This window comes from Pseudomonas syringae group sp. 26L6 (assembly GCF_032587815.1).
Lineage (GTDB): Bacteria > Pseudomonadota > Gammaproteobacteria > Pseudomonadales > Pseudomonadaceae > Aquipseudomonas > Aquipseudomonas amygdali.
The window spans coordinates 39207-65683 of the sequence record NZ_JAWHPJ010000054.1 but is presented as its reverse complement, the minus strand read 5'-3'; the positions used below and the strand labels follow the sequence as shown (position 1 = coordinate 65683).

Annotated in this window: 24 protein-coding genes; 16 read left to right on the top strand and 8 right to left on the bottom strand. The window is 59.1% G+C overall.

Annotation, left to right across the window (positions count from 1 at the left end):
* Positions 1–24 precede the first annotated feature (24 nt).
* The 13 genes from RYA97_RS23140 to RYA97_RS23080 all read left to right on the top strand — a co-directional run bounded on the left by RYA97_RS23140 (position 25) and on the right by RYA97_RS23080 (position 15843).
* Complete coding sequence (locus RYA97_RS23140; RefSeq protein WP_004665737.1) at positions 25–1527, top strand: CoA-acylating methylmalonate-semialdehyde dehydrogenase; 1503 nt, start codon at positions 25–27, stop codon at positions 1525–1527.
* Positions 1528–1562: 35 nt separating this feature from the next.
* The gene (locus RYA97_RS23135) at positions 1563–2393 is read left to right on the top strand and encodes a TIM barrel protein (RefSeq protein ID WP_002554086.1); all 831 of its coding nucleotides are present in this window, start codon (positions 1563–1565) and stop codon (positions 2391–2393) included.
* A gap of 58 nt (positions 2394–2451) precedes the next feature.
* Positions 2452–4389 carry a 3D-(3,5/4)-trihydroxycyclohexane-1,2-dione acylhydrolase (decyclizing) gene (gene iolD, locus RYA97_RS23130; RefSeq protein ID WP_005780650.1) on the top strand — a complete coding sequence of 646 codons (1938 nt, stop codon included), beginning with the start codon at positions 2452–2454 and terminating at the stop codon, positions 4387–4389.
* A 67-nt stretch (positions 4390–4456) separates the two neighbouring features.
* Positions 4457–5467: a Gfo/Idh/MocA family protein gene (locus RYA97_RS23125; RefSeq protein WP_005744448.1), complete on the top strand. Its 1011-nt coding sequence runs from the start codon at positions 4457–4459 to the stop codon at positions 5465–5467.
* 51 nt (positions 5468–5518) lie between these two features.
* Positions 5519–6379: a sugar phosphate isomerase/epimerase family protein gene (locus RYA97_RS23120; RefSeq protein WP_005780652.1), complete on the top strand. Its 861-nt coding sequence runs from the start codon at positions 5519–5521 to the stop codon at positions 6377–6379.
* 66 nt (positions 6380–6445) lie between these two features.
* Entirely contained in the window at positions 6446–7465 is a 1020-nt protein-coding gene (locus RYA97_RS23115; protein ID WP_005780654.1) for a Gfo/Idh/MocA family protein, read from the top strand.
* Positions 7466–7717: 252 nt separating this feature from the next.
* On the top strand, positions 7718–7888 hold the full coding sequence (locus RYA97_RS23110) for a hypothetical protein (RefSeq protein ID WP_155276221.1): 171 nt from the start codon (positions 7718–7720) through the stop codon (positions 7886–7888).
* Between the two features lie 41 nt (positions 7889–7929).
* Positions 7930–8871, top strand: coding sequence for a sugar ABC transporter substrate-binding protein (locus RYA97_RS23105; RefSeq protein WP_004665734.1), 942 nt, complete (start codon positions 7930–7932; stop codon positions 8869–8871).
* A gap of 63 nt (positions 8872–8934) precedes the next feature.
* On the top strand, positions 8935–10512 hold the full coding sequence (locus tag RYA97_RS23100; protein WP_005744444.1) for a sugar ABC transporter ATP-binding protein: 1578 nt from the start codon (positions 8935–8937) through the stop codon (positions 10510–10512).
* A gap of 47 nt (positions 10513–10559) precedes the next feature.
* Entirely contained in the window at positions 10560–11585 is a 1026-nt protein-coding gene (locus RYA97_RS23095) for an ABC transporter permease (RefSeq protein ID WP_002554079.1), read from the top strand.
* A gap of 304 nt (positions 11586–11889) precedes the next feature.
* Entirely contained in the window at positions 11890–12294 is a 405-nt protein-coding gene (locus RYA97_RS23090; protein ID WP_002554078.1) for a TraR/DksA family transcriptional regulator, read from the top strand.
* Between the two features lie 176 nt (positions 12295–12470).
* Complete coding sequence (locus RYA97_RS23085; protein ID WP_010197581.1) at positions 12471–14075, top strand: methyl-accepting chemotaxis protein; 1605 nt, start codon at positions 12471–12473, stop codon at positions 14073–14075.
* Positions 14076–14358: 283 nt separating this feature from the next.
* Entirely contained in the window at positions 14359–15843 is a 1485-nt protein-coding gene (locus RYA97_RS23080) for a T6SS phospholipase effector Tle1-like catalytic domain-containing protein (RefSeq protein WP_005780662.1), read from the top strand.
* A 19-nt stretch (positions 15844–15862) separates the two neighbouring features.
* Here RYA97_RS23080 and RYA97_RS23075 read toward each other — a convergent pair whose 3' ends face one another.
* Positions 15863–16102, bottom strand: coding sequence for a DUF2789 domain-containing protein (locus tag RYA97_RS23075; protein WP_002554074.1), 240 nt, complete (start codon positions 16100–16102; stop codon positions 15863–15865).
* Positions 16103–16547: 445 nt separating this feature from the next.
* Between RYA97_RS23075 and RYA97_RS23070 the strand changes: the two genes are divergently transcribed.
* A complete protein-coding gene (locus tag RYA97_RS23070; RefSeq protein WP_002554073.1) occupies positions 16548–17015 on the top strand; it encodes a hypothetical protein in 468 nt (155 codons plus the stop codon).
* Positions 17016–17034: 19 nt separating this feature from the next.
* Here RYA97_RS23070 and RYA97_RS23065 read toward each other — a convergent pair whose 3' ends face one another.
* The 7 genes from RYA97_RS23065 to RYA97_RS23035 all read right to left on the bottom strand — a co-directional run bounded on the left by RYA97_RS23065 (position 17035) and on the right by RYA97_RS23035 (position 24200).
* Positions 17035–17415 (bottom strand): Na+/H+ antiporter subunit G, encoded by a 381-nt coding sequence (locus RYA97_RS23065; protein ID WP_002554072.1) that lies wholly within the window; start codon positions 17413–17415, stop codon positions 17035–17037.
* Positions 17412–17690, bottom strand: coding sequence for a K+/H+ antiporter subunit F (locus tag RYA97_RS23060; protein ID WP_002554071.1), 279 nt, complete (start codon positions 17688–17690; stop codon positions 17412–17414). The genes RYA97_RS23065 and RYA97_RS23060 overlap by 4 nt, the downstream gene beginning before the upstream one ends.
* Positions 17687–18175 (bottom strand): Na+/H+ antiporter subunit E, encoded by a 489-nt coding sequence (locus RYA97_RS23055; RefSeq protein WP_005732668.1) that lies wholly within the window; start codon positions 18173–18175, stop codon positions 17687–17689. Before RYA97_RS23055 ends, RYA97_RS23060 begins: the two co-directional genes overlap by 4 nt.
* Positions 18172–19857 (bottom strand): monovalent cation/H+ antiporter subunit D, encoded by a 1686-nt coding sequence (locus RYA97_RS23050; RefSeq protein WP_005780665.1) that lies wholly within the window; start codon positions 19855–19857, stop codon positions 18172–18174. Before RYA97_RS23050 ends, RYA97_RS23055 begins: the two co-directional genes overlap by 4 nt.
* Complete coding sequence (locus tag RYA97_RS23045; protein WP_002554068.1) at positions 19854–20198, bottom strand: Na+/H+ antiporter subunit C; 345 nt, start codon at positions 20196–20198, stop codon at positions 19854–19856. The genes RYA97_RS23050 and RYA97_RS23045 overlap by 4 nt, the downstream gene beginning before the upstream one ends.
* Positions 20198–23116, bottom strand: a complete 2919-nt coding sequence (locus tag RYA97_RS23040) for a monovalent cation/H+ antiporter subunit A (protein ID WP_005780667.1) — start codon at positions 23114–23116, stop codon at positions 20198–20200. Before RYA97_RS23040 ends, RYA97_RS23045 begins: the two co-directional genes overlap by 1 nt.
* A 160-nt stretch (positions 23117–23276) precedes the next feature.
* Positions 23277–24200 (bottom strand): DMT family transporter, encoded by a 924-nt coding sequence (locus tag RYA97_RS23035; protein WP_005744435.1) that lies wholly within the window; start codon positions 24198–24200, stop codon positions 23277–23279.
* Positions 24201–24321: 121 nt separating this feature from the next.
* Between RYA97_RS23035 and RYA97_RS23030 the strand changes: the two genes are divergently transcribed.
* Complete coding sequence (locus RYA97_RS23030; RefSeq protein ID WP_004665725.1) at positions 24322–24891, top strand: helix-turn-helix domain-containing protein; 570 nt, start codon at positions 24322–24324, stop codon at positions 24889–24891.
* Between the two features lie 41 nt (positions 24892–24932).
* Entirely contained in the window at positions 24933–26336 is a 1404-nt protein-coding gene (locus tag RYA97_RS23025) for an FAD/NAD(P)-binding protein (protein ID WP_005780669.1), read from the top strand.
* Positions 26337–26477: the final 141 nt, after the last annotated feature.

Sequence of the window (26477 nt, the reverse complement as noted above, 5' to 3'; positions counted from 1 at the left end):
CCCTTTTTACTCTGGAGGCATGAGATGAACGAGTCACCGGTAATCGGCCATTACATCAACGGACACCTGAATGACGGCGATGGTGAGCGTTACAGCGATGTCTTCAACCCGGCAATCGGCACTGTTCAAGCGCGCGTTGCGCTGGCCAGCGTGAAAACCGTGGATGAAGCGGTCGCTTCGGCCAAGGCTGCTTTTCCCGGCTGGGCCGATCAGTCCTCGCTGCGCCGGGCGCGGGTTATGTTCAAGTTCAAGGAATTGCTGGACCGGCACCACGACGAGCTGGCGCAGATCATTTGCCGCGAGCACGGCAAGGTGCTGTCCGATGCGCGTGGTGAAGTGGTGCGCGGTATCGAGATTGTCGAATTTGCCTGCGGTGCGCCCAGCCTGCTGAAAAGTGATTTCAGCGACAACATTGGCGGTGGTATCGATAACTGGAACCTGCGCCAGCCTCTGGGCGTCTGCGCCGGGGTCACGCCGTTCAATTTTCCGGTCATGGTGCCACTGTGGATGATCCCTATGGCATTGGTGACCGGCAACTGCTTCATCCTCAAACCTTCCGAGCGCGATCCGTCGGCCAGCCTGCTGATGGCGCGCCTGCTCAAGGAGGCCGGTCTGCCTGATGGTGTATTCAACGTGGTGCAGGGCGACAAGGTCGCGGTCGATGCCTTGCTGCAGCACCCTGACATCGAGGCCATTTCGTTCGTCGGTTCGACGCCGATTGCCGAGTACATCCACCAGCAGGGCACGGCCCACGGCAAGCGCGTGCAGGCGCTGGGCGGGGCCAAGAATCACATGATCGTGATGCCCGATGCGGACCTGGATCAAGCCGCCGACGCCTTGATCGGGGCGGCGTATGGTTCGGCGGGTGAGCGCTGCATGGCGATTTCCATTGCAGTGGTGGTAGGCGATGTCGGCCAGCAACTGATCGACAAGCTGCTGCCGCGCATCGATCAGCTCAAGGTCGGCAATGGCATGCAGGCCGATTCGGACATGGGGCCGTTGGTCACCGCCGTGCACAAAGCCAAGGTAGAGGGTTTCATCGATCAGGGCGTCAAAGAGGGGGCGAAGCTGATTGTCGATGGTCGCCACTTCAAGGTGCCGGGTGCCGAGCAGGGCTTTTTCGTCGGGGCGACGCTGTTCGACCACGTCACGCCGCAGATGCAGATCTACAAGGAAGAAATCTTCGGCCCGGTGCTGGGCATCGTCCACGTCGCGGATTTCGCCAGTGCCGTCGAGCTGATCAACGCACACGAATTCGGCAACGGTGTGTCATGCTTTACCAGCGATGGTGGTGTGGCCCGTGCGTTTGCGCGGACCATCAAGGTCGGCATGGTCGGTATCAACGTGCCGATCCCGGTGCCCATGGCCTGGCATTCGTTTGGCGGCTGGAAACGTTCACTGTTTGGCGATCACCACGCGTATGGCGAAGAAGGCCTGCGCTTTTACAGTCGCTACAAGAGTGTCATGCAGCGCTGGCCGGACAGCATCGCCAAAGGCCCCGAGTTCAGTATGCCGACTGCCAAATAGCCTTCATCAATGGAATGTTGCGGAGAACAAGAACAATGAACCAACCTCTGCGTTTCGCCCTTAATCGAATGGTCGCGCCGCGCCTGTCTCTGGAAGGTTTCGTCGATCTGGCGGTGAAGCTGGGTGCCGATGCCATCGAGATTCGCAACGACCTCAAGGGTATCGAGATCGAGGACGGCACTGCACCCCAGGTCGTTCGTGACCTTTGCGCTGCCCGAGGGGTAAAAGTGCTGTCCATCAACGCCCTGTACCCATTCGATGTCTGGAATGAAGAGCGCGCAGCCCAGGCGACGAAGCTTGCGCAGTACGCTCGCGACTGCGGTGCGCGCGGTCTGGTGCTATGTCCGCTCAATGACCGTGCAGATCCGCGTAACGGCGCGCAGCGCGCTTCGGGGTTGCGCACCGCGTTGACTGCGTTGGCACCGATTCTTCGTGAGCACGGCATTCTCGGCTTCGTCGAACCGCTGGGCTTCGAGGAGTGCTCGTTGCGCCTCAAACGTCAGGCGGTGGACGCAATCAGGGCGGTGGGTGGGCTGGACGTTTATCGGCTGGTTCATGACACCTTTCACCACCACCTGGCCGGTGAGGTCGAGCTGTTTCCAGAGTTGACCGGGCTGGTGCATATCTCCGGTGTCGAGGATGCGCAGGCACCGCTCAACAGCATTCGCGATGGCCATCGCGTGCTGGTCGGCGAAGCTGACATTCTGGGTAATGCATCGCAGATCGAGCGTTTGCTGGACAGCGGCTATGAGGGCCATCTGTCGTTCGAACCATTCGCCGAAAGCGTCCATGCGCTGGCCGACATCCCTCAGGCGATAGCGGCGAGCATGACGCACTTGTCACGAGCCGTTTCGCAGCGTCACTGACGTCAGCCGTCAGGCCGCCTCAAACCCTGGCCACCTCAAACAACAACAAGGTGCGAACATGAGTACAACCCGACTGACCATGGCCCAGGCCCTGGTGAAGTTTCTCGATAATCAGTACGTCGAAGTCGACGGCGTGCAGAGCAAATTCGTCGCTGGCATCTTCACCATTTTCGGGCATGGCAACGTGCTGGGTCTTGGGCAAGCGCTGGAACAGGACAGCGGCGACCTGGTGGTTCATCAAGGCCGTAACGAGCAGGGCATGTGCCACGCCGCCATCGGTTTTGCCAAGCAGCATCTGCGGCGCAAAATCTACGCGTGCAGCTCTTCGGTCGGGCCAGGCGCGGCGAACATGATCACCGCCGCCGCAACGGCCTCGGCCAACCGCATTCCGTTGTTGCTGTTGCCGGGGGACGTCTACGCCAGCCGCCAGCCTGACCCGGTGCTGCAACAGATCGAGCAGTTTCACGACCTGAGCATCAGCACCAACGATGCGTTCAAGGCGGTGAGCAAATACTGGGACCGTATCAACCGCCCCGAGCAGTTGATGAGCGCGGCGCTCAATGCCATGCGCGTACTGACCGATCCGGCTGATACCGGTGCCGTCACGCTGTCGCTGCCTCAGGATGTGCAGGCCGAGGCCTACGATTATCCGGACAGCTTCCTGCAAAGACGTGTGCACCGTATCGACCGCCGCCCGCCCAGCAAGGCCATGCTTGACGACGCATTGAAGCTGCTGGCCGGCACGCGCAAACCGCTGCTGATCTGCGGTGGTGGCGTGCGTTATTCCGGCGCAGCCGATGCCTTGCAAGCCTTTGCCGAGCGCTTCGATATCCCGTTCGCCGAAACCCAGGCAGGCAAGAGTGCCATCGTTTCGGCGCACCCGCTGAACATGGGCGGCATCGGCGAAACCGGCACGGTGGCGGCCAATCGGTTGGCGAAAGAGGCGGACCTGATCATCGGCGTCGGCACCCGCTATAGCGATTTCACCACCGCGTCGAAATGGCTGTTCCAGAACCCGGATGTGCAGTTTCTCAACCTCAATGTCGGTGCCTTCGATGTGCAGAAGCTGGATGGCGTGCAGGTCCTGGCCGATGCGCAGGTGGCATTGCAGGCACTGACCGAAAGCCTGCAAGCCAGCGGTTACCGTGCTGCCTGGGGCGATGCGCCGCGGACAGCCCGTGCGCAGCTGGATGCCGAGGTTGATCGCCTGTATGCGGTCGAGTACCAGAGCGAGGATTTCGTCCCGGAAATCAACGATCACCTGGACCCGGCCGTGCTACGCGAGTTCATCGAGCTGACCGGCTCGTGTCTGACCCAGAGCGGCGTACTGGGCATCCTCAACCAGAGCGTACCTGACGACGCAGTGATCGTCGCGGCGGCGGGCAGTTTGCCGGGTGATCTGCAGCGTGCCTGGCGCAGTACCGGGGTCGACACCTATCACGTCGAATATGGCTATTCATGCATGGGCTATGAGGTCAATGCGGCACTGGGCGTCAAGCTCGCTGCGCCGCACCGCGAGGTCTTCGCGCTGGTCGGTGATGGCTCTTACATGATGCTCCATTCAGAGCTGGCGACCTCGATTCAGGAGCGGCGCAAGATCAACGTGGTGTTGCTGGACAACATGACCTTCGGCTGCATCAACAACCTGCAGATGGAGCACGGCATGGACAGTTTCGGCACCGAGTTCCGCTTTCGCAATCCCGACACAGGCAAGCTCGACGGCGACTTTGTACCGGTGGATTTCGCCATGAGCGCTGCCGCCTATGGCTGCAAGACCTATAAGGTCAGCACCGCCGAACAACTGCGTCAGGCGCTCGTCGATGCGCAACGTCAGACGGTCTCGACGCTGATCGACATCAAGGTCCTGCCCAAGACCATGATCCACAAATACCTGTCGTGGTGGCGTGTCGGCGTTGCCGAAGTATCAACGACCGGCACCACGGCCCAGGTTTACGAAAAACTCAACCGCGAACTGGCCAAGGCTCGACAGTACTGATCACTGTTGATCGTTCAGCACCCGTGACCCGTTCACGGCAACATCCAATAAAAAAAGGAACATGAAAATGGCATTGAAACTCGGTGTGATCGGTACAGGCGCAATCGGTCAGGATCATATCCGGCGTTGCAGCAAGACGCTGGTTGGCAGTGAGGTGGTAGCCGTCACCGACATCAACCTGGAGCAGGCAGCCAAAGTGGTGCGCGAGCTGGACATCGGTGCCGAAGTGTATGCCGACGGCCACGCGCTGATTGCCGCGCCCGACGTCGAAGCGGTGCTGGTCTGTTCCTGGGGCCCCAGCCATGAAGAGTACGTGCTGGCGGCCATTGCCGCAGGCAAGCCGGTGTTCTGCGAAAAGCCTTTGGCCGTTACCGCCGAGGGTTGCCGGCACATTGTCGAGGCCGAGATCGCCAGCGGCAGGCGTCTGGTTCAAGTGGGCTTCATGCGCCCCTATGATCAGGGCTATCGCGCCCTGAAATCGGTGATCGACAGCGGCCGAATCGGCGAACCGCTGATGCTTCACTGTGCGCACCGCAACCCTCGGGTCGGCGAGAACTACAAGACCGACATGGCGATCACCGACACGCTGATTCATGAGCTCAATGTGCTGCGCTGGCTGCTCAACGATGACTATGTGTCGGTACAGGTGGTGTTCCCGCGCAAGACCAGCAAGGCCCTTGCGCACATGAAAGATCCGCAGATTGTGATGCTGGAAACGGCCAGAGGCACGCGCATCGACGTCGAAGTGTTCGTCAACTGCCAGTACGGCTACGACATCCAGTGTGAAGTGGTCGGCGAGAGCGGCATTGCCAAACTGCCTGAGCCTTCTCAGGTGCAGTTGCGTAGCGAAGCGAAATTGTCCAACGCGATCCTGATGGACTGGAAAGACCGGTTCATTGCTGCCTATGACGTCGAGTTGCAGGACTTCATCGATGGCGTCAACGCGGGCACGATTTACGGGCCTTCTGCCTGGGACGGTTATGCCGCTGCGGTGGCCGCCGATGCCTGTGTTCAGGCGCAGAACAGCGGAGCGGTCGTACCGATTGCCCTGGAGATGCGTCCCGCGTTTTATGACTGACAGAGGTATCTGGAGTCGGGTTGTTTTTCAAACAATAAAAAGGAGGGCATCATGCGCATCGCACTGGATCCTTACATGTATCGCCACCTGTCGCTGGGTGCGATGGTCGATAAGGCGGCGGAGCTGGGCTACGACTACATAGAGCTTTCACCGCGCGAAGATTTCATGCCGTTCTACAAGTACCCGCGCGTGGATCGTGCGCGGATCAGGGAGTTTCGCAAAGCCCTGAGCGATGCCGGTGTGAAGCTCTCCTCGCTGCTGCCGCTGTACCACTGGGCTGCGCCGGATGAAGACTTGCGTATTGCAGCGGTGCGCAACTGGAAACGCGCCATTCAGGTGGCCGTGGAAATGGACTGCGACCTGATGAACACAGAGTTCAGTGGGCAATCTGATCATGCACTGGTGTGCGAAAACCAGTTCATGAAATCCATGGATGAACTGATGCCGCACTTCGAGCGAGAAGGCATCCGGCTCGATATCCAGGCCCATCCTTATGACTTCTGCGAACGCAACAACGAGTCAGTAGACATCATTCGCGGCCTGGACCGGGACTGGATCAATTACCTGTATGCCGCGCCACACACCTTTTTCTACGATGATGGCGTGGGGGACATTGCCTCCATGCTGAGGTACGCAGGTGACAAGCTCACCCACCTGATCATTGCCGACACCTATAATCACCGGGCTTCGTCCAACCTGCGCTACATCGTCAACCCGCCTGGCGTCACGGCAACGGTGCATCAGCATCTGGACATCGGGCAGGGCGAGGTGGACTGGGACGCGTTCTTCTCGACATTGCGGGACATTGATTTCGACGGTATTGCCACAGTGGCCGTATTTGCCTGGGAGGAGCGTGCAGATGAATCGAGCCGATTCATGCTGGAGCGGGTCAAAAGCGAGCTGCTTCGTTGAAACGGTGGCATCCAATACACGACCGATGGCTGCGGCCATGAGGTTCATGGACTACAGGAGATATCCATGCGAGCAGGGCTGGTGGGCTACGGCAAAGGCGGGCGTTACTTTCATGCAACGCTGATTTCGAGTTTGCCCGGTGCCACATTTGCAGGCGTTGTCACCCGTTCACCCGAGCGAAAACAGGAAGTGGTCAACGATCATCCCGGCGTGGCAACTTTTGACACGCTGGCCGAGCTGGTCGCTGCCGGGGTAGATGTAGTGATGATTTCCACGCCCCTGGCTTCGCGCCGAGCGTTGATCCTTGAAGCGATAGAGCTGGGCGTCGGGGTGGTCAGCGACAAACCCTTTGCCAGCGACGCCGCCCAGGCGCGCGAGCTGGTGGAAGCGGCCGAACGGCGGGGCGTGCTGCTTAGCGTTTATCAGAATCGGCGCTGGGATTCCGACTTCCTCACCGTACGCAAGTTGATCGACAACAAGACGCTGGGGCAGATCAGCCGTTTCGAGTCCAGCATCGAGCGCTATTCGCCACGCTCGGTAGGCAAGGCCAGCGGTGGTGGCATGCTGCGTGATCTGGGCAGTCATCTGGTGGATCAGGCACTGGTACTGTTCGGGCCGGTCGAGCGGGTGTATGCAGAATTGCAGTTCGCTACGCCGCAAGACGAACTGGACCACACGTTCTTCGTGTCCTTGAGGCATGCCAGCGGTGTGACTTCGCACCTGTCAGGCAGTTGTCTGCAAAATACCCCCAAGCCGCGTTTCAGGGTCAGTGGATCAAAGGGCTGTTACAGCGTCGAAGGGCTGGACGGTCAGGAGGAGGCTGCGTTTGCCGGCCTCACGCCACGGTCCGAGGGCGAGCGCTGGGGTGTCGAAGAGCATCGGCGCTGGGGCTGGTTCGAGCAGGGTGACCATCGCGAGCGTGTGCCGTCGGAGCGCGGTTGCTGGATTGAGTTCTACCGCCTGTTGCAGAGCGCCGTTGACGAGCAGGGCGGTAATCCGGTTGATCCTCATGATGCCATCGCATCGACACAGGTCATGGATGCAGCTCGCTTGAGCGCCAGTGAAGGGCGGGTTGTGGTGTTGTAATCATCGCGTGCCACGCTGCACATTCAAGCCTGCCATCGGACAAAGCCCGACGCCTGACAAGCGTCGGGCTTTGTCGTATGTGCAGCCGAATAAAAATGAAATGGAATAAAATTCTAAAATCAGTTGAATTGGAAAATATTTTCCAATAGAGTCTTTTTCAGGTTACCGACTATCGAATCACTCGGGCTTTGAAGGTCTTTCAAGTCACGAGATGCACACCAACAAAAACAAAACAAAAGATAGGTACTGTCGATGAAAACCCCTACCTCTGGCCTCACCGCCAAGCGTTCTGCCACCTCTTCATTCTGGATTCGGACCATGGAGCGATTTCTCACAATCGTTGCCTGTGGCATGTGCGTGCAACACAAGGACGCGCAACTGTTCTGCATTCCCGGAGCGACCGGGATCCGCCTGTCACGCTGATTCGCTGCATCCGAACAACAATAATTTGGAGACAGATCCTCATGAAGACCAAGATTGCTTTGACCTCATTGGCCATGGCGCTGATGTTGGGCAGCGGTGCAGCTTTGGCCGATATCAAGATCGGTGTGGCCATGTCGCAGTTCGATGACACCTGGCTGACCTACCTGCGTGACGACATGAATGCCAAGGCCAAAGCCATGTCCACGACCGAGAAAGTGGACCTGCAGTTCGTCGATGCCCGCGCGGACGTCAACAAACAGCTCGACCAGGTCAAGGACCTGATCAACAAGAAAGTCGACGCCCTGATCGTCAATCCTGTCGACACCGCTGCCACTGCACGGATCACCAAGGACGCGGTCGCCGCCGGCATCCCGCTGGTCTACGTCAATCGCCGCCCTGACGATCCGAAACTGCCAGCAGGCGTCGCCACCGTTACGTCGGATGACATGGAGGCAGGTCGACTTCAGGCGCAATACATCGCCGACAAACTGAAAGGCAAGGGCAGTGTCATGATTCTTCTGGGTGACCTGGCCAACAACTCCACGCAAAACCGCACCAAGGGCATCAAGGAGGTGTTGGCCAAGTACCCGGACATCAAGATAGATCAGGAGCAGACCGGCATCTGGCTACGCCAGAAGGGCATGGACCTGACCAACGACTGGCTTACCCAGGGCCGTAAATTCAACGCGGTGCTGGCCAACAACGATGAAATGGCCATTGGCGCGGCGATGGCGCTGAAGCAGGCAGGCGTGGATGTGGATAAAGGCAGCGTGTTAGTCGCCGGTGTCGACGGTACACCAGACGGGCTCAGCGCCGTTACCAAGGGCGACCTCGCAGTCTCCGTTTTTCAGGACGCCAAGGGCCAGGCCGACGGGGCGATTGATGCCGCCGTGAAAATGGCGAAAAAGGAAAAGGTCGAGCCCCAGGCGATCATCATCCCTTATCGCCTGATTACGCCTGAAAACGTCGCCACCTTCAAATAACAGCAATCGGCAGGCCAGGGAGGATCGTTCCTCCCGCAGCCTGCCGCTTGAGGAGTTGTGATCATGTTCGGTTCAGCTACTGCCAACCCGCCCGCACAACGCGATCTGCCGTCCAGTGACAGCGATAGCCCGACGCCGGATGCCCAGCCGCCTTATCTGCTTGAAATCAGCCATATCAGCAAGGGCTTCCCCGGTGTCATCGCGCTCAACGACGTCCAACTGCGTGTGCGCCCCGGCAGCGTGCTGGCGCTGATGGGCGAGAACGGTGCCGGAAAGTCAACGCTGATGAAAATCATCGCTGGCATCTACCAGCCGGACTCGGGCGAAATCCGTTTGCGTGGCAAGCCGATTCGCTTCGAGACGCCACTTTCGGCCCTTCAGGCCGGCATTGCGATGATCCATCAGGAGCTGAACCTGATGCCGTTCATGAGCATCGCCGAGAACATCTGGATCGGTCGCGAACAGCTCAACGGTCTGCACATGGTCGATCACCGGGAAATGCACCGCTGCACTGCCGAACTGCTGGAGCGCCTGCGCATCAGGCTCGATCCCGAAGACCTGGTGGGCAACCTGAGTATCGCCGAGCGGCAGATGGTCGAGATCGCCAAAGCTGTGTCATATAACTCGGACGTGCTGATCATGGATGAGCCGACTTCGGCCATCACCGAAACCGAAGTCGCTCACCTGTTTTCGATCATCAACGACCTGCGCGCTCAGGGTAAAGGCATCATCTACATCACCCACAAGATGAACGAAGTCTTCGAGATTGCCGACGAAGTAGCGGTTTTTCGCGACGGCGCCTATATCGGCCTGCAGCGCGCCGAAAGTATGGACGGCGACAGCCTGATCACCATGATGGTGGGGCGTGAGTTGACCCAACTGTTTCCCGAGCGGGAAAAGCCGCCAGGCGAAGTGCTGCTTTCAGTCAGCAACCTGTGCCTGAACGGCATTTTCAAGGACGTGAGTTTCGATTTGCGTGCCGGAGAGATTCTTGGCATTGCCGGATTGATGGGGTCGGGCCGGACCAATGTGGCAGAGACCCTGTTCGGCATAACCCCCAGCGACAGCGGCGAGGTACGCTTTGATGGCACTACGGTACACATTGCCGACCCGCATCAGGCCATTGAACTGGGTTTTGCGCTGTTGACGGAAGACCGCAAGTTGACTGGGCTGTTTCCATGCCTGTCGGTGATGGAAAACATGGAAATGGCCGTGCTCGCCAACTATGCCGGCAACGGTTTCGTGCAACAGAAGGCACTGCGTGCGCTGTGCGAGGACATGTGCAAAAAACTTCGGGTCAAGACCCCGTCACTGGAGCAGTGCATCGACACCTTGTCGGGCGGTAACCAGCAGAAGGCGTTGCTGGCACGCTGGCTGATGACCAATCCCCGGGTACTGATTCTGGATGAGCCCACCCGCGGCATCGACGTAGGGGCCAAGGCGGAAATCTATCGCCTGATCTCCCTGCTCGCCAGTGAAGGCATGGCCGTCATCATGATCTCTTCAGAGCTGCCGGAAGTCCTCGGTATGAGCGACCGGGTGATGGTCATGCACGAAGGCGAAATGATGGGCATCCTCGATCGAGGCGAAGCGACCCAGGAAAAAGTCATGCATCTGGCCTCCGGCCACAAGGTTCATTGAGTTCGCACTACAGGGCTCGGTAGAAGAAGAACAAAAGGGGAACGAACATGAGCAACGCGATTTCGCAAAACAAACCAGCCTTGGCACCGACCAGGAACAAACGGCGGCTGCCAACCGAGCTGAGTATTTTTCTGGTGCTGATCGGTATCGGTCTGATCTTTGAGCTGTTTGGCTGGATCGTCCGTGATCAGAGCTTTCTGCTCAACTCCCAGCGTCTGGTACTGATGATTCTTCAGGTGTCGATCATCGGCTTGCTGGCCATCGGCGTGACTCAGGTGATCATTACCACAGGCATCGACCTGTCGTCCGGTTCGGTGCTGGCACTGTCAGCGATGATTGCCGCGAGCCTGGCGCAAACCTCGGACTTTTCCCGGGCAGTATTTCCTTCCTTGACCGACCTGCCCGTGTGGATTCCGATCGTGGTCGGGCTCGGAGTCGGGCTGCTGGCGGGTGCCATCAACGGCAGCATCATTGCCATAACCGGTATTCCGCCATTCATTGCCACGCTGGGCATGATGGTCTCCGCGCGTGGCCTGGCGCGCTTCTACACCGAAGGTCAGCCGGTGAGCATGCTCTCTGACTCCTACACGGCTATCGGACAGGGCGCGATGCCGGTGATCATCTTTCTGGTGGTGGCGGTGATCTTCCACATTGCCCTGCGTTACACCAAGTACGGCAAATACACCTACGCCATCGGCGGCAACATGCAGGCTGCGCGTACTTCCGGGATCAACGTCAAGCGCCACCTGGTTATCGTCTATAGCATCGCCGGGCTGCTGGCCGGGCTGGCAGGGGTGGTTGCCTCGGCACGTGCCGCAACCGGGCAGGCCGGAATGGGCATGTCCTATGAACTGGACGCTATCGCTGCCGCAGTCATCGGCGGCACCAGCCTGTCCGGTGGAGTAGGGCGAATCACCGGCACTGTGATCGGTGCGCTGATTCTCGGCGTAATGGCCAGTGGTTTCACCTTTGTCGGCGTAGACGCTTATGTTCAGGACATTATCAAAGGCCTGATCATTGTAGTGGCGGTGGTAATCGATCAATATCGCAACAAGCGCAAGACCAAGCGCTGATATTCAATAATCTGCATCAAAGGGCCTTTTCAGGCCCTTTTGTGCGTTGAATGTTGCAGGAACCGATTAGCTGTCAGCAGGTCAGAGCCTCATCAAGCAGCATGCTGGCCGGGTCTTTCGCCCGCATTTCAAGGGTTTTACGGCAATTGTTGTACAAAAATCCTTCAATTGTGTTGCCGAGCCCGCTAGCCGGCCTTAGACTGCCGCCCCTCGTAAATTGAGTGCCAGGTGGCGCTTGGAGATTATTGGTTTGCACGGCAACGTCAAGCCGCTCCTCAATGCACGTTTTTTTATAGAGAAATAAATGACAAAGGAAAAGTTGCTGGCCATGCCGGCCGATGACTACATGAACGCCGAGCAGCACGCTTTCTTCGTCGAGCTGTTGCAGGGCATGAAGGTCGAGATCCACGAGCGAATCGAGCAGAGCCGTATTGCGATCGAGAGCCTGGACACGCCTGCCGATCCTGCAGACGCCGCTTCGGTTGAAGAGGAGCGTCACTGGCTGGTCAATGTGATCGACCGCGACCAGCGCATGCTGCCCCAGTTGGAAATGGCCCTCTCGCGTATTGCCGACGATACCTTCGGCTGGTGCGATGACAGCGGTGAGCCAATCGGCCTGAAGCGTCTGCTGATCAGCCCGACCACCAAATATTGCATCGAGGCGCAAGAGCGCCACGAGCAGATCGACAAGCACCAGCGCCAGGCCTGATACGCAGGCAGCAGCTGAGTGACCGAACCGGGAGGCAAGCGATTGCCTCCCGGTTTTGTTGTGCCCGGAATTTGTCCAAAACGTATTGCTCGCTACGACCAACGGGGCATGGCATAAGGCCGTTATCTAGCGTTTAATAAACGTAATAATGATAAATACCGATGGGGTGACGCAGCATGGCCGAGAACCTATCCATGGCAGCCGGATTACCACTGGCCGATGCTCGCGGCGCTGCGTCGAAGTGGTGGGTGCCAGCGGTGCAAAGTGTCGTGTTGTGCCTGCTCTTCGCCGCAATGAGCGTTATCGGTTTGTCTCTTTATATCGTCATTCCCGCAGCGCTGCTGGTCGCCTGGCTGCCGCTTTTGTTGCGCAGAAGGCAGCCTGGCCTGCAAGTCGAGGCAAGTGACAGTGATATCGCGCTGCTGACCCGCGACCTGTCGCGCACCACTAGCCACAACGCATTGTCGGCCGCTCAGGTGGCATTTTCTGTCGGGCAACTGGCGGGCAAGGTGCAGTCGCAGCTGGGTGCTGCCGGACAGATAGTCAACAGCGCCGAACAGATGATTGCGACCGAGCAGCAGACTGCCCAGTTGAGTCAACAGGCATTGGTTGCAGCCAGTGAGGCGCGCCAGCGCAGCGAATCAGGAAGCGGCGTTCTGAATGAGTCTATCGAGCGCATGCACCTCTTGAGCAAGCGTGCTGTCGGCAGTCGTGAGTTGATCGAGGCGTTGAGCCAGCGCAGTGAAGAAATCCAGCGTGTGACGCTGGTCATTCAATCTATCGCCAGCCAGACCAACCTGCTGGCGCTCAATGCGGCCATCGAAGCTGCCCGGGCAGGTGAGCACGGGCGCGGTTTTGCGGTGGTCGCTGACGAAGTACGCGGGCTTGCGGGCCGTACTGCCAGTGCTACCGGGGAAGTCGGGCAGATGGTGGCCGATATCCAGCAACGCACCGCACAGGTGGTGGAGCAGATTCGCGAGCTGTCTTCTGATCTCGATGCGGGGGTCGAGCAGGTCGAGCTGACCGGACAGCATCTGGGCAATATCGCCCGGCTTGCGATCGAGGTGGAAAGCCAGGTCAGCGAAATTGCTCAAGGCGCGAGGAGCAACCAGGACCAGTTGGCCAGCCTGTTCGATGCCGTCGAGCACATGCGCAGTGATCTTGCCGTCAGCGATGAACAAACCCGGCAACTGGCCAAAGCCGCAGTACAGATGGAGGGGCAGGCCGAGACCATCAGCCAGCGGCTGGCTCAGGTCGGTCTGGATGACTATCACCAGCGTATTTACGACCTGGCCCGCGAAGGTGCGCGGCTGATCGCGGAAAAATTCGAGGCTGACATTGTGCAGGGGCGCGTCAGCCTGGATGACTTGTTTGATCGCAACTACAAACCCGTCCCCAATACCTCACCCACCCGCTTTACCACGCGTTTTGATCGTTACACCGATCAAGTATTGCCGGCATTGCAAGAACCGTTGCTTTCGCGCCATGAAGGTCTGGTATTCGCTATTGCCTGCACGCAGCAAGGGTATGTGCCGACGCACAACAACGCTTTCAGTCAGCCTTTGACCGGCGATGCGACGGTGGACAATGCGCGTAATCGAAGCAAGCGCAAGTTTGATGATCGTACCGGCATTCGCTGCGGCAGCCATCAACAGCCTGTTCTGCTGCAAACCTACACCCGGGACACCGGCGAACTGATGCACGACCTGTCTGTGCCTATTGTGGTCAACGGGCGACATTGGGGTGGTCTGCGCCTTGGGTACAAACCGCAAAGCCGCTGATTCTTTAAAACAGGCGGCTCAGGTTAGATCAAGTATTAAATAACCTGCCCGGTTGGTTTTTCTGTTTGGTGAAATTGCGGGTTCTGAAACCCGTTTGCACAAACGTGTAGGTGTTTGTTTATAAATAATAAATACCTGACGACAGAAGTTGTAGGAATACTCTGAATACGCGCTGCATGACTTGACTGATCACCGTCTTTAAGCAAGCTGTTTAAATCAACGTTATTTACGTTTTGATTTAAGTGCGGCCTTTTCTTGGCCTGCCTCTAGGGATGGAAAAGATATGAACGATAAATGGAGTGTCGAACAAACAGCAGCAATCTCGGATGTGGTAACGCGGCGTGTTACCGCACGGATCGGAATTTTCTTCGACGGCACGGGAAATAATCGCGTCAACAGCCAGATCGGGGCTGACTGTCAGGCACTGATTGAAATGAATGATGGTCAGCACATTAAAGAGTGTGCGGGTCGTCATGTTCATCCTGGCAGTAGTTATAGTAATGATCTGAGTAATATAGCCAGGCTGGTTGATCTTTATCGGCTGCAACGTGTTGCCGAAAATGACAGTGCAGGCTTGAAGGTGTACTACCCGATCTATGTAAGCGGGGCGGGTACTACCTCCGGCGGGCGTGATTCGGTATGGCCGGGACAGAGTTTCGGCCGTGGCACCACTGGTGTGATATGCAAAGTGGAAAATGCATTCAGAAAGCTTGAAACGGTATTGAAGGCATTTCCACACGACAACCCGGATTGTGTACTGGAAGCGCTTGAACTGGACGTATTCGGCTTCAGTCGAGGGGCTGCGTCGGCCAGGCACCTGGCCAACGAAATCCTGAAACAGCGGGCAGGAATGCTTGAGCCGATACTTCAAAGCCGCAAAGTCAGGCTGAGTGAGCATTTCAGCTGGCGCAACGGCAGTGTACAGCTCAAGGTTATCGGCCTGTTCGACACGGTCGCCGCCATCGGCAGTTTCAGGGATATGGGTAATACCCGGTACGCGAGCAACAGGAGGGTCAATCTGTACCTGCCGCCGGGTTGTGCCCAACAGGTGCTGCATCTGGTTGCTCGTGATGAATCACGGCGCAACTTCGCGCTTAACAGCGTCCTGCCGGAATGGCCGAAAGAAATCGTTTTACCCGGTGCCCATTCCGATATCGGCGGTGGTTATCCTCCTCAGATGGAAGAAAGCGTGTTGCTCACGCGTCCGCAAAGCAGCCTGGTCAACCGTGACAGCCCATGTGAGGCGGCGCCTTGCTGGAAGAACGCCCAGGCCCTGTTAAGTGCCATGAGCCGGGATGACTGGATCGACCCGCTGGACAGACAGGCATTTCTGAGGGTTCAGACCTGCGAAAGCAAATGTTACCCGTGCAGAAAAAACCTGAGTGGCATGAAAACGATCGTTACTGCAGTGGGTATGAACCGCCAGGTCTTTGGTCACTTGTCGAGGGTGTCGTTACAGGTCATGCATGCACTGGCCTGTGATGAGGGGGTACCTTTCGACCCGGTGCCGAACAGCCCTGAATTTCAGCTTCCTCCCGAGCTCGAAGGCATTTCAGCCCGCCTGATCGATTATGCGCGAGGCGGGCCTTACTTACTGGACAGTCATGAAGAGCAGCTATTGCGCTGGCGCTATATCCATCAGTCTGCGCACTGGAACGCAGTGGTCGGCAGAATGGGCACCTTTAGTGACGCTGTTTTTGTGCATGCCCCGCAACCGGGTGGCAGGACATTGCACCCCAATGTCGGCCAGCCCGGTTATCCGCAATAGGAATCAACGCCCGAGTGGTTCACTCGGGCTTTTTGTGAAGGCGCACATTCAGTTCGTCGACCACCATCGCCCATTCGGCATCCTCATGCAGCTGCTCCTTGAGAAAGTCAGCCTGCCGCGGCGTCCAGAAGTCGGCATCAATCAGCTTCACGTCGTCAGGCAGGGGATGGCTGGCGATGAACGCTTCGATGCTCTCATCGTCCGAATCCAGTGCCAATTGGGCGAACAGGTCGTTGATGGTCGTTGTAGTCTGTTCCATGTCATCTCCTCGCCGGGGGATATCCCCGTCTTCATCAGTTCTTATGGGAGTGGCCGACGCACGCAAGAGTTCGATGCATTTGGCCTTATGAGAAGATGGCCTTTTGTGCTCTGCCTACAAGTGATATGTTTCCAGTATCGCCGAATGCACATTGATCGCCTGGCTGGAACCCGTCCAGCCTTTAAGTCGTGGTCAAGCTGGCCGCCGGTTTCAGGGCTCCAGCGCTTTTGCGACACTGCAGTGTACAAAAGGTATATATCCCGTAGCTGCCATGAGCCGGTAGAATCCGCCACCCGCCTGCACAAGGTTTGCGGTGGCGTTTTCAGCGCTTCCGCGTGCAGCGTGCCGGAAAAAATCCGGTCGCTTGACGCGGTCTATGGATTAACCACTTTCTTGACTGCCCTGACATCAGGCAGCCTCATTTTTATGTTTGAGGGTTTGTACTTTGGCTGTAAGTAATCTGGATACCCATGCCTTGTTCGTGCTCGGCGATCTCCGCGCACAGTTGGTCAAGCAGTTTCAGTCCCGTTTTGTCTACATCACCGAGCAGTCAGCCGAAGGTATTTATATCGCTGAAATCGACACCGAAACCGCTCTGGTCGTCGACGACAAGCCGCGCCTGGAGCTCAAGGTGGGCGATCATTTCCGCGCGTCGGTATTGCCAAGCCGTGAAGGCGGCAAGCTCGAATTGAAATTCCGTGAAATCAAAATGACTGTGTATGGATTGGGCGAATATGCATTCGTCGATATCCCAGAAGGCCACGGCATTGTGTTCAAGGAAGGTCAGGCTGTGGTCATGGTGTTTGCCGCAAAAGAGCAGCTGCAGACCGGTATGAGCAAGGTTCTCAAAGGCGCAGTCGGCAAGGCCGCCAAATGGCGCAAGGGCGAGCTGACCTTCAAGGCCAGCGAGTAACGCTGGCCAGGCTGAAGATTCAGCCGCCTGCCGATTCTCCATTGCCAGTGCCGCTACTGACTTCTGCGGGCACATCGTCACCGGCCATGCGCTTACGGAACAGCGCCGTACGTGCCAGCAGCAGCGTGGTCACAGGCACGGTGATTGCCAGCAGCACCGGAATCAGCCAGGCGTGAATCACCGGCTCTGCCTTCAGTGCAGAGAAATAGATGATCGACGCCAGCGCAACGCACCAGGCGCCCAGCGTCGACGCGAGGGCTGGCGGGTGCATGCGCTGGAAGAAGTCCTTGAGGCGCAGCAGCCCGAGGGCACCGGTCAAGGCAAACAGACTGCTGGCGATCAGCAGCCCGGCGGTCAGTATCTCAGCCCAGAAGGGCACGGTGTTCGGCAGTCCGGTCATTCGATCACTTCTCCGCGCAGCAGGAATTTGGCCAGAGCGAAGGAGCCGACAAAGCCGAACAGGGCAATCAGCATGGCTGCTTCGAAGTACGTGTCACTGGCGTAACGGATGCCGAGCACCAGCATCATCAGCATGGCAATGATGTACAGGTAGTCCAGCGCCAGCACCCGGTCCTGGGCTGAGGGACCCTTGAGCAGGCGCAGCAGGGTGATCACCATCGCCAGGGCGAAGATCAGCAGGCTGATCAGGATCGCGTTGTCGAGCAATGCACTCATTGAAAGATCTCCATCAACGGTCGCTCATAGGTGGTCTTGAAGTGTTCGATGAATTGCGCTTCATCCTCCAGATCAAAAACATGCATCAGCAGCACACTGCGATCCAGCGCCAGTTCCGACCATACCGTTCCGGGTACGACCGTGGTGACCATCGCCAGCGCGGCGAGGCCATGGGCATCGTGCAGGTCCAGCGGGATACGCACGAAAGCCGAGCGTGGCGGACGACTTTCGAGCCGCCATACGCTCAAACCGACCTGAAGATTGGACACCACCACATCCCACCCGACCAGGCACAGAAACTTCAGGATTGTGCCAGGTTTGCGGATGCGCACCGGCAGCGGGCGCAGCGGTGCCATCAGCAAGGGCGCGAGCAAGCCCAGCACCGCACCCAGTAGCAGGTGGCCGGGGCTGATCGACAGGTTCAGCACCAGCCACAACAGCCACAGTGCCAGAGAAAGCAGAGGAGCCGGAAACAGGCGCTTCATGGCTGCCCCTCCGAACTGATTTCCTGGCTGGTAGGGCCGGGTATCGGACGTGTGGCAAGGACCGACTGCACATACTGCTTGGGCTCATGCAGCGCGGCGGCGGTGTCCTGGGTATAGCGCAACAAGGGCTCGGCCTTGAATGTCAGCGCAACGCAGAGGCCCAGCAGGATGATGATCGGCAAGCATTCATTGCGTCGCAGCATCGGCGAAGGGCGCTCGTGTGGTGTCCAGAAGCGCTGTGTGCCAAGCCTGGAAAAAGCGATCAGCGACGCCAGCCCGGAGAAGATCAGCAGGCCGATCAGCATCCATGCCGGGGTCGAGAGCGCTTCGTCCTGCGCGACGTCCAGCCCCAGCGGGTTCATCAACGCGCTGAGCAGCGTGAGTTTGCCGATGAACCCCGATAGCGGTGGCATGCCGATAATCAGCAACGCACAGGCGATAAAGCTCAGGCCCAGAAATGCCATGGTCATGGGTATGACCTGACCGACTACGACTTTCTGCTCGTCGTCCAGGTTGGTGCCGGGTGGCGGATGCAGCGACTCAAGGGTGCGGGGCAGTTGATCCACGTCGTACTCCAGAGGGATCTCGTTGGCCGAGCGGGAACGCTCGACCAATTCGCCCAGCAGGAACATTGCGCTCAGCGCCAGCGTCGAGCTGACCATGTAGAACAGCGCACCCGAAGTCAGGCTCGGCTGGGCAAAACCGACCGCTGACAGCAGAATGCCCGCTGATACCAGTATGCTCAGGCTGGCGAGGCGCTCCAGGCGCTGGGCAGCGATGATTGCAATAGCAGCTGTGAAAATCGTCGCCATGCCGCCGTAGATCAACCAGTCGCCGCCGAAGAATGCCGAGGCCCCGGCCTGACCGGAAAACAGTAGTGTCCACAGGCGTAGCAGGGTGTAAACGCCCACTTTGGTCATGATCGCAAACATGGCCGCTACCGGCGCGCTGGCTGCCGAATAGGCCGGGACCAGCCAGAAGTTCAGCGGCCACATACCTGCCTTGGCCAGAAATGCCGTGGCCAGAATGGCAGCGCCTGCATGCAGCAGGCCCAGATCGGACTCTGCCACTTGCGGGATCTTGATCGCCAGATCGGCGAAGTTAAGCGTGCCGGTTACGCCGTAGATCAGCGCAGCGCCGATCAGGAACAGCGACGAAGCCAGCAGGTTGATCGAAATGTAATGCAGGCCGGTCGACACCCGCGCCCGGCCGGAGCCATGCAGCATCAAGCCGTATGACGCTGCCAGCAGCACTTCAAAGAATACGAACAGGTTGAACAGGTCGGCGGTCAGGAATGCGCCATATAGCCCCATAAGCTGGATCTGGAACAGTGCGTGGAAACTGGCACCGGCCCGGTCCCAGCGCGCCAGCGCGAACAACAGGGCGCAGACACCGATTATGCCGGTCAGCACCAGCATCAGTGCCGATAGGTGATCTACCACCAGCACGATACCGAACGGCACACCCCAGTTGCCTGGCAGGTAGACACCGATCGAACCACTGCTGCCGCTGTGCTGCACCCAGAAAAACAGCACCACGGAAATGCCCAGCCCGAGGATGCTGGAAAACAGATTGATACGTCCCTTGAGCGGCCGATGCTTTTCGCCCAGCCAGAGCATCAGCCCTGCGGTCAGTAACGGCAGCAGGATCGGCGCAATGATTAATTGATTCATCCAGCTCATGCCTTGGGCTCCCGGCCATCTACATGGTCGGTGCCGGTCAGGCCTCTGGAGGCGAGCAATACCACCAGAAACAGCGCGGTCATGGCGAAGCTGATGACAATGGCGGTCAGTACCAGCGCCTGCGGCAGTGGATCAGTGTAATTGAGCAGGTCTTGGGGAATGCCGTCCTTGATGATCGGTTCTCTGCCGATGAACAGGCTGCCCATGCTGAAAATGAACAGGTTGACCCCGTAGGACAGCAGGCACAGCCCCATGACCACCTGAAAGGTGCGTGGGCGCAGGATCAGCCAGACGCCCGAGGCGGCCAGCACGCCGATGGCGATTGCAATGACTTCTTCCATCAGAGGATTCCTTGCGGGTTGGCAACGGGCTTGGGCAGTTGCGTCGGACGGTGGCTGCGCACCGACTGGTGGGCCAGTGCGGTGAGGATCAGCAGCGTCGAGCCAACGACCACGGCGTACACGCCGACATCAAAGAACAGCGCACTGGCAATGTGAATATCGCCCAGAACCGGCAAATCGACGTGCGCGGTGTGCGTAGTCATGAACGGATAACCCAGCACCATGGAGCCGGCTCCGGTCAGAACCGCGCACAACAGGCCTGTGCCCATCCAGCGTAACGGGCGCAGGCTCATTTGCGCCTCGACCCATTGGGTACCTGCCACCATGTATTGCAGAAGGAACGCCACCGACATCACCAGACCGGCCACAAATCCGCCACCTGGCTGGTTATGACCACGAACGAACAGGTACATCGAGATGATGAAGGCAATCGGCAACAGTAATCGCACCAGCGCTGCCGGAACCATCATGAAACCGAGTGCGGTATCGCTGGCACTGCGCGGGTTAACCAGATCAGTCACCACGTCACGGGCCAGCAGGCGTTGCTGTGTGGGCAGCAGAATGCTTTCCTTCGGCGGGCGGAAGCGTCGCAACAGGGCAAACACTGTCAGGGCTACCGCCGCCAGCACGGTGATTTCGCCGAACGTATCGAAGCCGCGGAAATCCACCAGCATCACGTTGACCACGTTGGTACCACCGCCCTGAGGCAGCGCGCGGCTCAGGTAAAAGGACGAAATAGCGTTGGGTGTCTGACGGGTCAGCATGGCGTAGGACAATATCGCCATACCCAGGCCGACAAGAACCGCCAGCCCGAAGTCGCGTATTCGCCGGGTACGAGCGCGCAGGCGCGCGCTCAATGGGGCGACGTCTTCATTGCGTCGCGGCAGCCAGCGCAGACCGAGCAGGATCAGTACCGTCGTCACTACCTCCACGACCAGTTGAGTCAGCGCCAGATCAGGTGCCGAGAACCAGACGAAGGTGATGCAGGTCATCAGGCCGCAGACGCTGACCATGACCAGTGCTGCCAGACGGTGATACTTGCCTTGCCAGGCTGCACCTATTGCGCAGGCAATTGCGATAAGCCAAAGCGTGACAAACACCCCGGAGCCCGGAATCTTCGGCCGGTCGCCCCAGGTCAGGCCACTGAAATACATCGGTATGAAGCCGCCCAGTACGGCTGCCAGTACCAGCAGAAACAGTTGCGGCTGCAAGCGACGAGTGCTGACCTTGCGCTCGAAACGCCGCGCCCAGTGCATCATCACCACCTGACTGCGTTCAAAAAAGCGCTTGCCGTTGAGTCTGCCCACCAGCGGCGGGGCAGTAATGCGCTCGTGCTTGAGAGGTTTGCGCAGCAATAGATACAGGATGATACCGCCAGCCATCGCCACCAGGCTCATAACCATCGGCAGGTTCCAGCCGTGCCAGATCGCCAGGCTGTATTCGGGCAATGTTCCGCCGACTACCGGACGCGCAGCGGCGGCGAGCAGGGGAGCGACCGATTGCGCCGGGAAAATCCCCACGATCAGGCACGTCAGCACCAGCAGTTCTACCGGCGCACGCATCCAGCGCGGCGGCTCATGCGGCAAGTGCGGCAGGTCCTTGGCGGCCGGACCGAAAAACACATCGACCGTGAAGCGCAGCGAATAGGCAACGCTGAATATCCCGGCGATGGTCGCGATCACTGGCAAGGCAATTTCGACCCAGGCAGTGGCGGAAATGAACACGGTTTCGGCAAAGAACATTTCCTTGGACAGAAACCCGTTGAGCAGCGGCACGCCTGCCATCGATGCACTGGCGACCATCGCCAATGTTGCGGTGTAGGGGAGCAGCTTCACCAGCCCACTGAGACGCCGGATATCTCGCGTTCCGCTCTCGTGGTCGATAATCCCGGCGGCCATGAACAGCGAGGCCTTGAAGGTCGCGTGGTTGAGAATGTGAAAGACCGCAGCTACCGCAGCCAGCGGGCTGTTGAGGCCCAGCAACAGCGTGATCAGGCCCAGATGACTGATGGTCGAGTAGGCCAGCAGGCCCTTCAGATCATTCTGGAAGATGGCCGCGTAGGCACCCAGAATCAGCGTGCAGGCACCTGCGCCGCTGACGATCCAGAACCATTGCTCAGTGCCGGACAACGCAGGCCACATTCGTGCCATGAGAAACACCCCGGCCTTGACCATGGTCGCCGAATGCAGATACGCCGACACGGGTGTAGGGGCGGCCATTGCGTGGGGCAGCCAGAAATGGAAGGGAAATTGGGCGCTTTTGGTCAGCGCGCCGATCAGAATCAGGGTCAGTAACACCGGGTACAGGGCATGCGCACGAATCGCGTCGCCGGAGGCCAGGACACGGTCCAGGTCGTAACTGCCGGCCACATGGCCGAGGATCATCATGCCGGCCAGCAGCGCCAGCCCCCCCGCACCGGTGACCATCAGCGCCATGTAAGCGCCGCGCCGTGCATCGGCGCGGTGGTGCCAGTAGCCGATCAGCAGGAACGAGAACAGGCTGGTCAGCTCCCAGAAAAACACGATCTGAATCAGATTGCCGGACATCACCAGGCCGAGCATGGCGCCCATGAAAGCCAGGAAAAACGCGAAGAAACGCGGTACCGGATCATCTGGCGACATGTAGTAGCGGGCGTAGAGCGAGACCAGCGCACCAATGCCCAGCACCAGCATCGAAAACAGCCAGGCGAAGCCGTCGATACGCAGAACGAAGTTCATCCCCAGGCTCGGCAGCCAGAAGTACTCTTCGCGAATAACGCCGCCGTCGGCGATCTGCGGGAACCACAATGCCATCTGGATAGCGCCGATGAGGGCGACCAGACCGGCCAGAAACGATTCTGCGTTACGCGCGTTGTGCGGCAAAAAGGCCGCCAGACAGCTGCCGATGAAAGGCAGAAGCAGTAGAACTATCAGGGACATAGGCTTCTAATCTGCAGGGGAATGTCAAGCATCATACGTGCCAGACACCCCGATACCAAAGGGACTGTTTCCGAAATTTCCTACAAAAAGTGTCTGCTGTTTTTAAGACAGCAAAAAGTTGTCACGGGACATGTGTTTCACGGCGCACAATAGCCGCCGTTCACTCGGCTTTGCGCATGCCATCTTCTTCAGCAAGGCTCTGTTCACCGGGGGCAGAACGCCGCTTCATTTCGCTGACGATCACCCCGGCCACAATCAGTGCTGCGCCCAGCAGGGCGATACCCGGCAAGCGCTCCCCGGCAAGTCTTCCGACAATCCCGGCCCAGACCGGTTCACCGGCATAAATCACGGTGGCGCGTGTAGGCGAAACACTTTTCTGTGCCCAGTTCATCGCGATCTGGATAATCGCACTCATCGCGCCAAGTCCCACCGCGCTAAGCACCAGCAGCCAGGAGAAATCCGGCAAGCGTTCCTGAGTCGGCACGATCATCAGAAAGGCCAGGGCGGAGGCGGTTGCCAGCTGCACCACGGTGACCCGCCGCACATCGACCTTGCCGGCATAGGCGCTGATCATGATGATCTCGGCGGCGATGGCCACCGCGCTGATCAGCGTGACGATCTCGCCGGAGTTGAGTTGCAGAGAAGCACCTTGCGGCCCTGATACCAGCATCAGCCCGGTAAAGGCGAGGAGGATGCCCAGTGTCGGCATCAGGCCCGGTCGACGGCCAAGCACCAACCATTGCAATAAAGGCACGCAGGGTACGTAGAGCGCTGTGATGAAGGCGGACTGGCTGCTTGGGATGGTTTGCAGTCCAATGGTCTGCAAGCCATAACCAAGCATGATCGCGGTGCCGATGAATACGCCGGCCTTGAGTTCAAGAAAGGTCAGTCCGCGCAGCACCTTCATTGAAAACAGCGCTACGATAAGCGCCGCTGCGGCGAAACGCAGACCGACGAAGAGCATGGGGCCGCTGACGGTCAGCGCATGCTGTACCAGTAAAAAAGTGCCTCCCCAGAGCATGGTAATCAGAATCAGAACGGCTTCTGCCTTGCTGATGCGGGGTAATCGGCTGATAGACTTCATGTCAGCTCCAGATTCCTGTGAACGGCTATAAATGACGATGCGCCTGATGAGAGGCTGAGCACCCTGAAAATGGTCTCGAATTGGGCAGTATAATGCGCAACGGTTTGATGTGAGCACCACCATGCACAAAGAAAATTCCCCGCGCCCAGCCGTGTTGCAGCACGTCAGCCAGAACGTACGGCGTTTGCGCAACTGCGCTGACCTCAGCCAGACCGCCCTGGCAGAAAAGTCCGGGGTCAGCCGCCGCATGCTGGTCGCTATCGAGGCGGGAGAGAAAAACGTCAGTCTGGCGACGCTGGACCGGGTAGCAGAAGCATTGGAGGTGGCGTTCAGCGATCTGATCCAGGCCCCCGAAAATCGTGATTACAGCCGTATCAACGAACTGGCCTGGGCGGGTACGATTTCTGGCAGCAAGGCCGTGCTGCTGGCCCGAGCGATTGCCCGCCGGGAAGTCGAGCTGTGGGAGTTCTGCCTGGAGCCCGGCGATGCCTATGTCTCGGAAGCCGATCCGGACGGCTGGAGTGAGCAGGTGTATATCGTAGAAGGGTATCTGACTCTGCGCCTCTCCGATCCTGCGGCCGTGCAACAGATCGGTCCAGGCGAGTTTTTCATGTTCCCCAGCAATCAGCCGCACCGCTATTGCAATGAGGCTGACGTGCCCTTGCGCTTTGTGCGTAACGTCGTGCTCTGACCTTCCTGTTCTTTTATCGCAACTGACCGAGGCGCTGTTCGATGAGTGAAGACCCTAACCAGACAGCTGACATTCTGATCATCGGCGGCGGTCTGAGCGGCACCATGCTGGCGGCGCAGTTGCTACGCAGGCCTGGCCAGCGCCGGATCCTGATCATCGAAACCCGCAGCGAGCTTGGCCGGGGCGAGGCCTACAGCGCAACAGAGCCGGGCCATACGCTCAATGGCAATGCGGCGCGCATGAGCGTCGACCCCGATGACCCGGACGACCTCACGCGCTGGCTGACGGCCTATCTGGCCGAGGGCGGCTGGCCTGAAGCGGCCGCGCAGAAGGTCCCGGTCGCCGAGCTGTTCCCGCCGCGCGGTGTGTTCGGGCTTTATGTCCAGCAGCGATTGCGTGAAGCCCGTGGCGCTGGCGAGGTGTTTGGCTCGACGGCAACGCATGTGCCCGGCGAAGCGGTCGATGTACAGATCGATGAACACGGCGTGAGCGTGACGCTGGCCGACGGTCGTCTATTGCGTGGCAGTCGGGCCGTGCTGGCGACCGGTATGTACGCCGCTTCACGCACACCGCAGCGTGAGTCGAACGCACTGAACGCGGCAGCGCTGGACCCTTGGAATGTACAGGCAATGCAACAGCTCGATGCACAGTCCAGGGTGTTGATCATTGGCTCGGGGCTGACCATGGTCGATGCGCTGGTCTCACTGGAAAAGGCCGGGCACCGCGGGCCGATTCAGATCTATTCCCGGCATGGCCTGCTGCCCCATGTGCGGCGCCAGCCCCCGGAATGGTCTGATTTCCTGGCGCAGGACCCGAGTATCCGCAGCACTCGCCAACTGGTACGCAAGGTGCGCGAGCAGTGCGAGCTGGCCATCGAAAGCGGCATTGACTGGCAGGCCCCGCTGGACACCGTGCGCGCCAACGTCGGCAGGCTGTGGAATCAGGCCAGTGACAGGCAGCGCCGCCAGTTTGTCCGTCATGTACGGCCATGGTGGGAGAGTCATCACCATCGCTCGCCGCCACCCAGCGCCGCACTGCTGGCGCAACTGATCAGGCAAGGTCGGCTGAGCATTGACGCCGCTTCGTTGCAGGCTGTTGCGAGCCTGCCGTCAGGCCAGGTGCAGATCAGCGTGCGTCGGCGCGGTGATAGCGAACCGACGCAGATCGTTGGCGATGCCTTGATCAACTCCACCGGCATCGAGTACGACTGGCGACGCGTGGATCGCCCGTTGCCTCGGCAATTGCTGCTGCGAGGTTTGATTCAGCCCGGACCGCTTGCGCTGGGCATTGCTGCCGACGCCGGTGGCGCGGTGCTCGACGCGCAAGGTCACTGCTCGTCACGCCTGTTCGCCATGGGCCCGCCACTGCGCGGCATGTGGTGGGAAAGCACCGCAGTGACCGACGTGGCGATTCAGGCCAAGGCTCTGGCGATGCGTTTGTCGTGAAGCGCCGCGTGATCAGGAGAGGACGCAGAGCGTCCAGAAAGGCATACCCACGCGGAGCATCGGCACGATAGCGTTCTTGCGGACAGCGCTCGTTCCTCACGCTCCAGCGTGGGAATGCCGTTCATGACGCTCCGCGTCACC